12 protein-coding genes are annotated in these 14,440 nt (G+C 45.6%); 6 read left to right on the top strand and 6 right to left on the bottom strand.

Annotation, left to right across the window (positions count from 1 at the left end):
- Positions 1–8 precede the first annotated feature (8 nt).
- The gene (locus tag CH367_RS03600; RefSeq protein WP_100761095.1) at positions 9–1,022 is read left to right on the top strand and encodes a lysylphosphatidylglycerol synthase transmembrane domain-containing protein; all 1,014 of its coding nucleotides are present in this window, start codon (positions 9–11) and stop codon (positions 1,020–1,022) included.
- A 110-nt stretch (positions 1,023–1,132) separates the two neighbouring features.
- Entirely contained in the window at positions 1,133–2,857 is a 1,725-nt protein-coding gene (locus CH367_RS03595) for an ATP-binding protein (RefSeq protein ID WP_100761094.1), read from the top strand.
- A gap of 15 nt (positions 2,858–2,872) precedes the next feature.
- Here CH367_RS03595 and CH367_RS03590 read toward each other — a convergent pair whose 3' ends face one another.
- From CH367_RS03590 to CH367_RS03580, 3 genes are all read right to left on the bottom strand, one after another.
- Complete coding sequence (locus CH367_RS03590; RefSeq protein WP_100761093.1) at positions 2,873–3,781, bottom strand: hypothetical protein; 909 nt, start codon at positions 3,779–3,781, stop codon at positions 2,873–2,875.
- Positions 3,782–4,074: 293 nt separating this feature from the next.
- Positions 4,075–4,509: an LA_2478/LA_2722/LA_4182 family protein gene (locus tag CH367_RS03585; protein ID WP_125226088.1), complete on the bottom strand. Its 435-nt coding sequence runs from the start codon at positions 4,507–4,509 to the stop codon at positions 4,075–4,077.
- 104 nt (positions 4,510–4,613) lie between these two features.
- Positions 4,614–6,086 carry an adenylate/guanylate cyclase domain-containing protein gene (locus CH367_RS03580; RefSeq protein ID WP_100761091.1) on the bottom strand — a complete coding sequence of 491 codons (1,473 nt, stop codon included), beginning with the start codon at positions 6,084–6,086 and terminating at the stop codon, positions 4,614–4,616.
- A 620-nt stretch (positions 6,087–6,706) separates the two neighbouring features.
- Here CH367_RS03580 and CH367_RS03570 point away from each other — a divergent pair.
- Entirely contained in the window at positions 6,707–7,996 is a 1,290-nt protein-coding gene (locus CH367_RS03570; protein WP_100761089.1) for a beta-ketoacyl-[acyl-carrier-protein] synthase family protein, read from the top strand.
- Between the two features lie 15 nt (positions 7,997–8,011).
- The gene (locus tag CH367_RS03565) at positions 8,012–8,539 is read left to right on the top strand and encodes a SiaB family protein kinase (RefSeq protein WP_100761088.1); all 528 of its coding nucleotides are present in this window, start codon (positions 8,012–8,014) and stop codon (positions 8,537–8,539) included.
- Here CH367_RS03565 and CH367_RS03560 read toward each other — a convergent pair.
- The 3 genes from CH367_RS03560 to CH367_RS03550 all read right to left on the bottom strand — a co-directional run bounded on the left by CH367_RS03560 (position 8,514) and on the right by CH367_RS03550 (position 11,180).
- On the bottom strand, positions 8,514–9,332 hold the full coding sequence (locus CH367_RS03560) for a PP2C family protein-serine/threonine phosphatase (RefSeq protein WP_100761087.1): 819 nt from the start codon (positions 9,330–9,332) through the stop codon (positions 8,514–8,516). The genes CH367_RS03565 and CH367_RS03560 overlap by 26 nt on opposite strands.
- Positions 9,333–9,511: 179 nt before the next feature.
- Positions 9,512–10,270: a glucose 1-dehydrogenase gene (locus CH367_RS03555; protein WP_100761086.1), complete on the bottom strand. Its 759-nt coding sequence runs from the start codon at positions 10,268–10,270 to the stop codon at positions 9,512–9,514.
- A 40-nt stretch (positions 10,271–10,310) separates the two neighbouring features.
- On the bottom strand, positions 10,311–11,180 hold the full coding sequence (locus CH367_RS03550; protein WP_100761085.1) for an acyl-CoA thioesterase: 870 nt from the start codon (positions 11,178–11,180) through the stop codon (positions 10,311–10,313).
- A 464-nt stretch (positions 11,181–11,644) separates the two neighbouring features.
- Between CH367_RS03550 and CH367_RS03540 the strand changes: the two genes are divergently transcribed.
- The gene (locus CH367_RS03540; RefSeq protein WP_100761083.1) at positions 11,645–13,432 is read left to right on the top strand and encodes a CoA-transferase; all 1,788 of its coding nucleotides are present in this window, start codon (positions 11,645–11,647) and stop codon (positions 13,430–13,432) included.
- Positions 13,433–13,465: 33 nt separating this feature from the next.
- A complete protein-coding gene (locus CH367_RS03535) occupies positions 13,466–14,440 on the top strand; it encodes a ketoacyl-ACP synthase III (RefSeq protein WP_100761082.1) in 975 nt (324 codons plus the stop codon).

The raw sequence follows: 14,440 nt of genomic DNA, 5'->3' as shown, positions 1-14,440 counted from the left end.
ACATCACATTGAAACGAATTCTATTCGGAACCGTAGTCAGCTTAGCCGCGCTCGGATTCTTATTTTCAAAACTGGATCTGAGCGAGTTCGCAAGAATCCAGGAACGCTGGGAACCGATTTATTTGATTCCTTTCTGCGTATCGTCCGCTTGGGGGTTGATCCTTTTTTCCTGGAGATGGCATCTTTTGATGGGGAAAAAAATCGAATTCCGTTATGCGCTCCTTTCCTCGTTTATCGGAGTAGGCGCGAACATGTTTCTTCCAGCGAGAGGGGGAGACATCTTCCGTTTGTATTTTTGTAAAAAGGAATCCGATCTTCAATATCCTACGCTCGTCACCGCGCTCTTTATCGAAAAGGTCTTGGACTTTTCGTTTATATTCTCCGCAGGAATCTGCGCTCTTATGTTTTTGGGAATCAAGGACGAAAGTAGCGATTCTTTCTTTATCATATCCTCGCTCGTCATCGCGGGAATTTTTTCGGGTTTGATCGCCGTGAGATTCCTAAACGAAACGATCATCAACGTTCTTGCTTGGATCGCCGGGTTCATCGGCAAAAAAGAATGGTTCCTTCATAAACTCGCGCATTATATACGCGATCTCGGAAATTTTTTGGTTTTAAAAAGATTCATTCTTCCCGCCGTATTGACCGCGTTTACTTGGTTGATCGGCTACGCGTTGAGTTACGGCATTCTTCTCAAACTTGTCGGAATCGAAATGAGTTACGCGGGAATCGTACTCATCATGTTTGCCGGAGCGGTCGGTGTGATGGTTCCTTCCGCTCCTTCCGGTGCGGGAGTGTTTCACGCATCCGTCACTTCGTCTTTCGTATTGATGGGAAGAAAAGCTTCCGAAGGTTTGTTCTATGCGACCACGGTTCACCTCGCTCAGTTTATTCTTCAGAGTGTATTTGCGGTAATCCTATATCTCTATTGGATCGTAGATCGAAAAAAACGCGGATTGGGTAAGGCTGAATTTTCCTTAAAAGAATCCGAGGTCATCGAAGAAGAAAGCGAAGAATCATAGAGGAATCGATTTATTTCCTCCGTCTATTGAAACCGTACCTCAAACTTCGATCCTGAATCGGATTTTTATGGTATAATCGAAAGTTCGTAAAAGAAGAATTAGGCGGGACCATGAATTCTAAAAAACCGTTTCAATTCGCGTTTCTTTCGAATTTTTCGAAGATCGAAACACGCATCTTCCTTACTTTTCTTTCGGGTTGTATATTGCTCGTACTGTTGCTCGGAGCATTCCTATTTTATTATCAAAAAAAGAACACTGAAAACGCGGCGATTCGAAACGTAAAGACCGTCACCGAACAAATGCTCGCTCTTCGCGTTTATTACTCGGACAATCTCGTGGACAAGGCCTTGCATGAAGGAACCGAAGTCACATACAAATACAAATCCGTTCCCAAAAGTATTCCTCTGCCCGCGACCATCGTAAAAGAATTCGGAGAACATCTATCAAATCGTTTCGAGGGAATTCGAGTCGAGTTATACAGCAACTATCCGTTTCCGAATCGAAAGAAAAAGGAAGGATTGGACGACTTTCAAAAGGAAGCTCTCGCTAAACTTCAGGAGAATCCGAATCTTCCCTACTACGTGTTTCGAGACATCGATTCTTCACCGTACATACGTTATGCGCTACCCGATCGAATGCAGGCTTCCTGCGTCGCCTGTCATAATTCTCATCCGGAATCTCCCAAGAAGGATTGGAAGGTCGGCGACGTGCGAGGAATTTTAGAAGTCAGTATGCCGGTCAAAAAAACGGAAAGCGGAGCCGACTTGATTCTATTTTCGACGATCGTTATGTTGATCGGACTCGGAACGGTCTTTATCGTAAATCATACGAGAAACAAGGAAAACGAAAAAGTAATACTCGAACTCAACGCAAGTCTGGAAAAATTAGCCGCCATAGGACGACTGGCCGCAGGAATCACTCACGAATTAAACACTCCTCTCGGCGCGATTTCTTCTTCGAGCAGATCCCTTTCTGACGTGGTAAATCAAGAACTCAAAAACATTCCGAGTTTTCTGACCGACCTAAGCCAAGAAGACGTCGAACGTTTTACGAAACTTTTGGACGAAAGTCTGAAACATATTTCGGAGTCCACCATTCTTTCCAATCGAACGATCCGCAAAGAACTCGAACGTAAACTGAAAAACGAAAACATACCGAACCCGGAAGAAATCTCGAGCACGGCGACCGATCTCGGCTTACACAACTTAGGCGATTCTTTGATTCCTCTTTTGCGTTCCGAAAAAAATCGGGAGATTCTCGAAGCGATCACATCCTTCGTCACGGTCGTTCGTGTGGGACAAATCATATCAATCGCAACCGACAAGGCCACACGAGTTACGGAAGCGCTTAAGAATTATCTCCGCCCCGCCGCCGAAGTAGAGGACGGAAAAGTAAAAATTCGCGCGATCGACGTTCGAAAGGAAATCGAAAACATTCTGATTCTGTATCACGGGAAACTAAGATACGACGTGGAAGTCGTAAAAAATTACAAAACCGATAAACAATGTTTAGGCGAGGCGGATAAACTGAATCAGGTTTGGATCAATCTTCTAAACAACGCTCTTCAATCCATGAATTATAAAGGGAAAATCGAAATCGAAACCGAAGAAGTGGATTCTTGGATCGTCGTTTCTTGGAGCGATTCCGGAAACGGAATCCCGGAAGAGATTCGAAACAGAATTTTCGATCCGTTTTTTACGACCAAAAAACACGGGGAAGGAATGGGACTCGGACTCGATATCTGCAAAAAGATCGTGGAAAATTTCGAAGGAAAAATAGAATTCCGCTGCGCTCCCGGCCGCACGACTTTCAGCGTGTGGCTCAAGACCGCATAACGTTCCTTCGGCGCCTCAAGGAACGATCACTTTTTTCACCGTATAACTATCCGAAAATCCGGACGCTCGATCCGCGACTGCGTATGAACTGATCGCGATACAAGCCTCGTTGTAAGCGCCCGTATCGAACCCCACCTTCGGAGTTTCATACGTACCCGGTGCAACGACGGCATTTCCCGCGTCATCGTACAGTTCTATGTATTGAAACGGAACCGGCCCGATTCCTCCCGTCGCGGTACCATTATTCATATCGAGATACACGTAGTAAGCCGGTTCGGTATTCACATAACGTGAAACGAATTCCATATTCGTTCCGTTAAGCGTCACCTGAATACAATGACTCGAACAATCTCCGATCGTAACGGGAGCGGAAACCGCTCCCGCACAAGGACCCGCAGGCGGAGTCGGAGCCGTGGAAATAATTTCTTTAGCGGAATTTCCGAACGCACTTTGAGCGATCACGATGATCTTATAGGATTGGCTGACTTCGGGAGAAAGAAAAACGAAAGTATCCGGACTTCCCGGTTCCGTGCTGAGTTTTTCGGTGATATAAGTCGTAACACTGACCCCGTCCGGTTTGAGCTGGAGAATCGAAGGTCTTCCCAGATAAGCCTTATATGTTACGGGAAACGAAACCGGATTTTTTAAGGAGAATTTTACGGACACGATTTGATACGGATCGCCGGAGATGATGCGGTATTCCGTGGTGACATTGAGATTGTTCAGAACCGGGCCGTTGCTCGTTTCCACGGGAGAATGAGAACCTCCGATAGGAACGGACTTATCCCCTCCTCCCAAAAGAAAAATCAACGCGCTCGAAAAATCAACAGCGCCGGAACCGCCCCCACAATTCACGAAAAGGAGAATCGTTAAGAACAAGAACCGAATCGAAATCAACGTTTGAGAGAAAGAAAAAGGTTTCATAGTGTTTTTGGAAAATTCCTATATTAAAATATGCCAATGTACACATTATAAAAAACGAATTTACCGAGAGTCGAGGAGAAATCGGCAGACCGGTGCGAAGCGGATTCCCAGTTTATAAGAAAGGTCGCATTCGATAGTTTCACCTAACGGCGATTTTTCGAAAATACGTGTTTGTCAATTTAGAAATATGACAGCTTTCGACCGGTATTTTTTTGGATCAGTCCAGATCGATTCCGTGGCCGCCGTTCTCGTTGAAACGCACTGGCGACGGAATCCCATTCAAAATCCTGAATTTACTTTCTGGATAAAAATTGGCAGGCTTCCGATTTCTGAATCGGGTTGTTCGGGGACATCATTTCGGAACAGGAAGTCTTTTCGATGATCGCAAGACAATCCTTAGCGGCTTGAATTTTTTCGGGAGTTGTATCCTTGAATTCATCGGCTTCGGATTTTCCGGATTTCGCGCGTTGTTCAGCGGCGCTTTTCTCCATGGATTCCATACAAGCCTCTTTGGATTGAAGCATCGGAGGAATGAATTTTCTCTGCGATTCAGGCATTTTACTAAATTGTTCCCCGGCGCATTCTACGGTTTTGGAACAGGCGATTTCCTTGGACTTAGCGGCTAAAGCCTGCATTTCAGCGGCGAGATTCCCGCCTGATTTTCCGCAATTCATCGCAAACAGAAGAACCGCGATAGAAACGAACAAACTCTTGATTGTGTGATTCATGACCCTATCCTTTTTAAAAACAAGAGAATGAATCGCCCTTACTTTTTGAAAATAAATTTTTTCTAAGCCGACTCCCGTTTTCAAGAAAGTCGACTTAGACGATGTTAAACGACTTCCGCGAGAGTTCTCTGTTCTTCGTTCTTGAATAATTTATGAACGGTCGCTTTTTGGCCCACGCCTTTGAGAGAGGCTTCGTGTCTTTCGGTATAGTATCCTCGCAGACTCAATTCTTCCCTGATTCCCGCGCTGGAAAGAATCGGTTCCGTTACCCAGATTTCTCCGGCGGAAGCGAGCGCTTGTACTCTTGCCGCGATGTTCACACTTTGTCCGAAGTAATCCAAACGTTCGTCGTTGATTACCGCAAGCGCGGGGCCTTCGTTCAAGCCTACTTTTAAACCGATCTCGTGTCCGTGTTCTTTGAATTCTTCGTTCATACGATCGATGCGCGACATCATCTCAAGAGACGCAAACAACCCGTCCAAAGGACTGGAAAACGTCGCCATAATCGCGTCGCCCATCGTCTTTACGATCGCTCCGTTGAATTTTTTCACAGTCTCCGCAAGAAGTCTGAAATGTTCCTGAACCAATCGATACGCGAGAATATCGCCCGCCTTATCATACATCTCCGTCGAACCTCTTAGATCCGTAAAAAGAATCGTAAGACTTTTCACGTTGAGATTCAGTTTGTTACTCAACTGTTGAACCCGGAACAATTCGCGGAATGTCTGATTGTTCAAAAGCATCTTCGCGGTAAGAAACGGTTCGATATAAGTCGGATGTTCATGAACGATTTCTAATATTCTTTTTAGATTGGGTTTTATGATCAGAAATCCAGACTTCGCGATCGTCCGATTGGAAACCTTGACCTCGTATTTTCCCGGAGCGAGATGCAATTCGATCGGAGTAAAACCGGTGGGAAGCAAACTTAAATCTATGATTCTTTCTTCCGTAGTTTCCTTCGCGTCGAAATACAAAAAGACCGCGGAATTATTCTCCACCGAACTGAACTGATACGCGGGAACGTCCGTCGCATCCAGAAGAATTTTTTCGGTCGCGCCCGGTTCGATCACGATCAAATCCTTCGAGTTAGAATGTATAAAATCGAGCAGTTCTTTGGATTTATGAAAGTTGCCGGAAATATGATATTTCAAATACGTGAGCGCGTCCTTGAGAGGATTCAAATTCGGTTTTTTAAGAGAAGGGTTCACGGAAAAACTCACTTCCACTTGATCGTCCAAGGTGGTCGGAACGTCCATGTTGCAGATATAACAGTGAAAACTTTTTTCTTCGATCTGATCCAAGGAAGTATGGGAAGACGCAACTCCTCCGCATGCGGGACAAATCATATTGTATGAAAAATCCAAAAGGCCGATTTTCCCAGCGTGAAGAAAAAGATCCAAAGCTTCCCCCGTTTCAAATCCGTTGTCCTTTGCGAAGCGAATCGGATTGATCCGATGGAGTTGCCATTCGTCTTGGCTTTTTAAATTTTCAGTAAAACGTGCGATCGATTTTTTTGATAAGACGCCGAATCCTTCGAGAGCTTTTTTCTTTTGTTCGAAAAGGGTTTCGTTCCACATACATTCTCCTCCGGTTTCTAACCGAAAACGAATCTAGTTTCTCTCGACTTCATTCTTTGGCAAGCATTTTGTAACTTTTTTTATTACATATTTCGCGACCCATAGAGAGCGAAATAGCCAAAAGATAGCGAAGCGTAATCGTTGGCTCTCTGCGAAGCTGAGAAAATCCCCCACGATTGAGAAAAACAAACCCATAGTATACCGCGCCGTAGTTCCGACCTTTTTCCAAATCCCCGATCTCTTTATGTTCGTTGTTTCCCGTTAAACGCCCGGAATTTTCGAAGGAGTTCCCGCAAAATACCGGAAAGATGACGGAACTACAATCGAATTTTACGATATTCTTGCATTCAAATTTCGCCAAACGGCGATTTGATCGCCTTTTCGTTGAGATTCTCAGCGGATCTTCAAAAAAAATACATATAGTTTTTTTGATTTGATTTTTGCCGTCGAATGTCGTACTTAAAATTCTTTCCCGAGAAAGTTTGTCGGAACAATCGTTGATAAATTCTTGACAAGATCGAATTTTCTCAAACGAAAACGATCCACCCGGGTAAGAAACAAAAAAAGAAAACAGCGTTATCCGCACTTTCAGATCCGCAGAAAATAAATAAAAAGAGAATATGGACAAATCAAAAGCAAGTAAGAACTCGAGAGTAGCGATCACCGGAATCGGAGTGATTCTCCCCAATACATATTCGGTGGATACGTTTTGGAAAAATCTTTCCGAAGGAAATTCTCAAATAGACACGATCACCCGTTTTTCGACCGACGATATGCCCGTAAAGGTCGCGGCCGAAATGAACGACTTCGACTGGAAAAAATTCTTACCCGATCTAAACGAAAAACACGCAAAAAATTATAACCGAGAAACCTTCGCGATTATGGCCGCGATGGAAGAAGCAAGAAGAGACGCAAAACTTGAAAAGGATTCCATCGATCCTTCGAAGGTCGGATTCATCGACTCGTCTTCCAGAGCTTCTCTCGCTTGGTGGGAACACGCATGGAAACTTTATCATGAAGAAAAGAATTCGAGCGTATTCGATCGTTATTCGGTTCTCACTTCGATGGCATCCAATCCTACCAATCTTACCGCGATCTATGCGAACATTCAAGGTTTCGTAACTACGATCACGGCGGCCTGCGTCGGTGGGCATCACGCAATCAGTCTTTGTTATCAAGCGATTCGAAAGGGAAGAGCGGAAGTGATGTACGCGGGCGGTCACGAATTTCCTTTGATCAAACCGTTGATGATGATGTATTCCGATCCGGCGAGTTCCGTCATGTCCGCGGAAAAAAATAATCCGAAGTCGGCGGTCAAACCGTACGATCGAAACCGGGACGGATTTATTTTGGGAGAAGGTGCCGCCGTTCTTTGTATGGAAAGAATGGATCACGCACTTGCAAGAGGAGCCAAGATCTACGCCGAAGTTTTGGGAACATTCAGTTACAACGAAGCGGATCACGCGATGAGAATGGATCTTACCGGTAAAAAAGCGGCTTCCGGTTTAAACCGACTTCTAAAAATCAGCGGACTCAGACTCGGAGATATAGATTATTTCTGCGGACACGGAACGGCGACGATCAACAACGATATGGCGGAAAGCCGAGCCCTCAAAGTGTTATACAACGGACTCGCGAAAAATAAATGGGCTCCACTCGGATCGATCAAACCGATCTTCGGTCATACGTTCGGAGCGGCTGGAATCATAAACGTCGCGGCGACCGCGCTGATGCTCGAAAAACAGGTTCTCTGTCCGACGATCAATCTCAAGGACGTGGACCCGGAATGCGATCACGATCATGTCACCGAAGGCGCAAGAAAGGTTCGGATGAGAAACGCGATTTCGATGGCGTTTGCGATCGGAAGTCAATCTTCCTTCGTCAGCCTTACCGCTCCGGATATACTTTAAGGAAATAGAATATAGATGAAATCCGGCGGACTTCATAGACAATACGATCATTCAAAAAAATTGAAATCAGTTCTCTATTACCAAGGCGCCGTGACTCATGAAATTCTCGGGAGTCTGACAGAAATTCTGAAAGATAGAATCTCGAACGAAAAAAGAAAGAATAAGATCCTGAACGTTTTTGTCGAGATGGCTCAGAACGTGAGTCACTATTCTCTTGAAAAGGACGGAGAATACGGAATCGGTTTGATCTTAGTCAAAGAAAAGAGTCATATCCTGAAACTTTCCACCGCTAATTTTTTGAGCGCGGAAACCGCTTCCGCCCTACAAACAAAACTCGATCACTTTTTATCGCTGACCGGAGAAGAAGTAAAGGAACTCTATCAGGAAAAGATCAAGGGAGAAAGACCGGAGGACAGCAAAGGAGCCGGGTTGGGATTTTTGGAAATATTAAAAAAATCTGATTTTCCGTTTCGTTCCTCTTTCGAGGAAACTCCAAGCGGAGATTTCTTTTTTACGCTTACCGTTTTCTTTCGTTTGGGGTAAGCTTCCAAGGTTCGGCGTGAGAAAGCGCCATCTCCTTGACTTCGATCACAATCACGGACGTGTTGTCCTTCGTCATTCTCAGGTTGGCCTCTTCCGAAAGATGAGAACAAGCCTCTTTCGCACTCGACGCGTTTCTAAGAATCTCTTCCAGATCGTCTATCTTAATCACGTCCGTCAATCCGTCCGTACAAAGAAGAATGCGATCTCCTTCGCTTAACGAATTCGTTATATCGAATAGATCCATCTGAAGATCGGTGGTGCCGCCTCCGATACAACTCGTGATATAACTTCTCGAAATCTGATTTCCTTTAACGGTATCCGAAAAGGAATGATCGACCGTAATCTTATGAACGCCTTGGGAAGAAAGATGATAAGCCCTGCTGTCTCCCATGTTGAAGACAAGAACCTTTCTTCTTCCGAAGAGAACGCCGACTAACGTGGTTCCCATTCCGAGTCTTCCGGTCGCCTTTGCGTGATCGTTGATCTCGTGATTGATTTTGCGGAAAAGATTCTGCCAACCGGCTCTGGGCAATTCTTCCAAAGGTTGAATCGCACGTTCGGTCCAGGCAAGTTTCTCCAAGGTCATACGACTTGCGATTTCCCCGGAGATATGACCGCCCATCCCGTCGGCGAGCGCGAGAATCATAGGAGCCACTGCGGAATCTCGAAGTCCGGAAGACGCAAACGAACCCGATACGGTTCCGGCAACGATCTCGCCGGAAACATACATCGAATCCTCGTTATGCGAACGAAAGTTTCCTTTTTCCGTTATTCCGAAGTAGTTGATAATCATGGAGAAACACTGGAAATTGAAATAATTTCCGAAAATCTATTATAAATATGTGTCATTAGCGAACTTCAAGAACAAATCTTCGCCAAACTATTTTTTTATTATAGATCAGACTGGTTCATGATTATTTATCTCTCAAATTTTTCCATCAAAAGGTTTCACAAAATAGAATTTTCATTTTCCTACTTCGCCGAATATCCTCCGTCAACCGGGATCGCCGTTCCAGTTATAAATGAGGAATCTTCGCTACAAAGCCAAACCACCGTTTTTGCGATTTCTTCGGGTGTCGCAATTCTGTGAAGAGGATGCAACTTCACGAGTTGTTTTTCCGCCTCTTCGGGATCTTTTGCAAGATGAAACAGTTCGTCCAAAATTTCGGTCTTCACGGCGCCGGGACAAATCGCGTTGACTCGGACATTCTTCTTCGCATATTCCAAGGCGGCGCTTTTTGTTAATCCGACAACGCCGTGTTTCGCCGCCGCATATGGATTGATCCCCACGACTCCGTTGATTCCGGAGATTGAAGAGACGTTGACCACGGCCCCTCCTCCGACTTTTATAATTTCCGGGATCTGATATTTCATGGAAAGCCACGCGCCTTTTAAGTTCACGTTAACCACGTTGTCCCAAACGTTCTCGGGATATTCGTGAAGAGGATGATTGAGCCCCATGATTCCCGCGTTGTTGATTCCGAAATCGAGTCTTCCGAATTTTTCTACCGCGGTATCCACGACTTTTTTCACTTGTTCGCCCGAAGTCACGTCGCAGGTTACGAAATAAACGTCTCCGCCTTGTTCTCGGATTTTCGTTTCGAGTTTTTTTCCTTCGTCGAGCCTGCGACCGCAGAATACGACCTTTACGCCTCTTAAGACGAACTCTTGAACGACCGCCTTTCCGATCCCGGTGCTTCCTCCGGTCACCATTGCGACTTTGTCTTTCATGGAATTCTCCGAAAAATAGTTTAGAATTTTAGAATATACTTCAAATCAGTTTTCTCGTCTTTCCGTTTCGGACTCGGACGAGATATTTTTTAAGATGTCCGTTGATCGTTTCCAGATCGGACAATTCTTTTTCGATGGAATAAACCTTCAGATCCTGGACGAGAACGAGCAGATAACGCAGTTCTTCCAGATGGACTTTCGCTTTGAGAATGTTTTTGATCTTTTCGGAAAGGATTCTACTTCCCCAGGCTCCCGCGATTCTTACGGGAAGAAGGGTCGCAACCGATCGTATATGTTCAAACAAGGGTCCGTGTTCCTTGAGTTTGACCGCGTCCATCTTGTTGCCGAGCGCATAGACTTTTAAAATCAAATCGTGAGCAAGACGCAACACTTCGAGTTTGTCGAAATTTCGGATCTGCGTGGAACTCTGCGGTCCGCTTCCGATATCGGCTCCCACGGGCGGAGATGGGTAGGAAGGAATTTTTCCTTCCGTAAAAATCTTTCTAAAACCTTCCGGAACGGGCACCACTTTACGGATGGAATAATCGAAAAACAAAACCCGAATCTTAACAAGGGAAACCTTCTCCCTTCTTTGATCCTTGGATAAACGAAACGTGAGATCGAAGGACTTCTCCGCCAGATTATTTAATACGACATCGATCTTTACCTGATCCCCGTAGAGAAGTTCTCCCTGATAGAGAATTCCGGCGTTTGCGAAGATGATGCTCTTTCCGTAGATGTCCGTGACGGAAAACCCGAGATATTGAAAGAACTGAAGATGCGCTTCCATCACGATGTCGAGAATGGACGCGAACGATACGTGAATGTCCAATGCAAGATCCGTTTTTCGTATGGATAACTCCGTCGAAAAATGATACTGCTCCGGAAATTCTATTTGTATCTCTGTCATAATTTTTTAGCGGCTTTTCGGAAATCCTCATTGGGACATAAGAGAATTTCAAGTATACGGACTCGTTTCGTTTTACCTCCGAGAGGAAATAAATTTCCGTCCGGGAGAACGCGTGTCCGATCGGGAAAATCGCGGAATGATCCGAGTTCTTCCCTATTCTTAATTTCGGTTTTCGGAATGCTTGTCTTGAATCCGTTCCGAGTTTTGCTTTCGATTCGGTAAAAAGTTCTTGCTAGAGTGCATTCTTAAAAGAATATCTTTCCACCATTGTCGTCGCTTTAATCTATGCGGTGTTTGTCGAAAATCGAATCGTATAAAAATATTCGGGATGTCTAAAAAAAGAATTTTTTGTGTAACGATTTATCGCTTTTTCTCGTAGGCGAATCGATAGACAAAAATTTCAACAAGCGGTTTGAAAACGAAAAATTCAAAACGTTTACACTTGTTCGGGAAAGATAAAATCATTGGAAGCTAACACGAAGATCTTTGCAAATCCTGACGAGATGATCCGGCAAACGGTTCGTCCCGGTATGCACTTACATCTTTCGGCGACGATGTCCAGACCCAACGCGCTCATCTATTCTCTTGCGCGTTGTTTCCAAAATACGAATCCGGAGTTCGTCATCAGTATGGCGGGAATTCATTCGAGCGCGCACGCGCTTACGATCGCAAAGATCGTAAAACGTATGATCACCGGTTTTGCCGGAGACAATTATCCGAAACCTTCTCCTAATTCATTATATTCTAATTTACTGGAAGGGAAACCGTTCGAGTTGGAACTCTGGTCTCTTCTCAGCATCGTTCAAAGATTGATGGCAGGCGCGATGCGTCTTCCCGGTTTTATCACCAACTCTCTTTTGGGTAGCGATCTCATTCTCGACAAGTTAGGCAAAACAGCGTTTTTATTTCCGGATCCTCAAAACAAATCCCCCGGTCACAACGGTTCGCCCGGTCCCGACTACAAGGGGAAGAAGGGAGTGGACCTTGCGTACATTCTTCCCTTAAACCCGGATCTTACTTTTGTTCACGCCGTTGTCGGAGACGAAGAAGGAAATCTTGTTCTTTGTCCTCCGAGCGGTGAAGGTTATTGGGGAGCCTTGGCCGCAAAACAAGGTGTGATCGCGACCGTGGAAAGAATCGTTCCCAAGGGTTCCATTCCCGCGGAACTCGTTACGATTCCCGGAAACAGAGTGAAAGCCGTCGCAGTCGCGGAGTTTGGCGCACACCCTCAATCTCTGCGTGTATACGATCTTCCGGGAGTTCCCGCATTCGAAGGTCTTTCCACCTATCTCGACGACTACGAATTTCAAATCGAAGCCAACGAAGCCGCCAACGTTCCTTCCCGCGCCGAAAAATGGTACGCGGATTTCGTAAATATCGAAGGCGGACACGAAGAATATTTGGAACGTTTAGGAAGCACTCGTCTAAGAAGATTGAAGAACATTCCCGAGGAAAACAAGGCGGAGAAATTAGAAGATCCTAAAACGGTAAACGACTCCGAGCAGATGATCATTCTTGCGGCAAGAGCGATTCAAGAATACGTAAAAGAAAAAGGTTATAAAACGATTCTCGCCGGAATCGGCGCCGCGCATATCTCCGCGTGGACCGCGGCTCGCTTTTTGGAGAAGGAAGGAATTTCCGTGAAGGTCATCACGGAACTCGGCTTCTACTCGATGAAACCTCATACGGGAGACGTTTTTCTTTTCAGTCAGTTGCATACGAAAGAATGTACGATGCTTTCCGACATCACGAGCATTCTCGGTACGGTTGTCCCCGATCATTGTCTCGGAGTATTGGGCGCGGCGGAAGTGGATTGGTTCGGCAATATCAATTCCACAAAAACCGCTAAGGGAAAATTTCTCGTGGGCTCCGGAGGTGCGAACGACATCGCCGCCGTCGCGGATTGTATCGTAGTCGCAAAAGCGAATCGAGGAAGATTCGTGAAACACGTACACTACATCACCTCGGTCGGAGATCGTGTGATGGAAGCGGTTTGTCAATTCGGAAGATTCAAAAGAAAACCGAACTCGGATCATGTATTCGAATTTTCGCATTGGATTGCTCCTCCCTCGGACGAGGAGATGGAACCGGAAGAAGCGGTACTTCGTTTTACTTCTTGGCTTCCGCCCGACGAAGACATTCCCCTGCAGGAAGAACCTCCGGTCACAGCGGAAGAACTCACCGTTTTACGCGAATTGGATCCGGAAAAGATTTACATAGAACAGTTTATGGTATATACAAGACTTCCGTAATAAAATGAAATTTGAATTTACTAGAGGACCCTTATGAGCGGAAAAAATCTAACGTCGAACGGAGTGAGAATCACCGGTTTCGGTCATTATTTCCCCGAACAGATCGTAACCAACGAAGAGATCCGCTCTCGTTTGAAATTTCCGGAAATGCATCCCGCTGAAAAAGCGGTGATCGGAAATATCGGAGTCAACGAAAGAAGAAGGGCGAACGAAAAAGAAACCCCGATGTTTATGGCGGCTCAGGTCGCCGAGATGGCTCTGAAAGACGCCGGCAAAAAACCGGAGGACGTGGATCTCTACATTCTCGCGAACTGGACCGATCGTTATTATCTTCCCGATCTCGCACCTCAGGCTTCCAAACTTTCAGGAACAAAAAACGCGCTCGCATTCGACGTTAGCACCGCTTGCACCGGTTTCGTTCACGGGGTTCAAACCGCTTCCGCGTATTTAGGAACGGGAAAATTCAAAAACGCACTCGTGATCGGAAGCGAACGTTTTTCAGTAAGAACCCGCATGGGTGGTTACGGAGAATTCACCGCAGGAGATGCGGCCGCCGGAGTATTTCTCGAACATACGGGGGATCAGAATTTCGGAATCATCGATTCCTTTCTGCAGGACGACGGAGACTTGGCGGGAATCATCGTGACCGGACCTCCTCCGGCGAGTTACGTAAAAAGTTATCCGGAACTTGTGACCAACGCCGCGGATCTCACTCTCAAGTCCATGGATCTTCTTTTGGAAAAGAACGGACTTACGATAGACGACATCGACTGGGTAGTTCCTCATCCCGGAACCGACGTGGTGGTTCAGGACGTTCTCAAAAGAACCAAGTTCCCCAGGGAAAAAATCCTGATGAACTTCGAAAAAGTCGGAAACACTTCGGCGGCTTCGATCCCGATCGTATTATCAGAATATTATTATAAAGGAAAATTCAAAAAAGGAGACTTGTTCCTCACACCCGCCGTCGGCGGCGGATTTTATTGGGGAGGACTCTTATTTCGCCTCTGA

This window comes from Leptospira barantonii (assembly GCF_002811925.1).
In the GTDB taxonomy this organism is placed as follows: domain Bacteria; phylum Spirochaetota; class Leptospiria; order Leptospirales; family Leptospiraceae; genus Leptospira; species Leptospira barantonii.
This window is presented reverse-complemented; position numbering and strand designations above follow the sequence as displayed.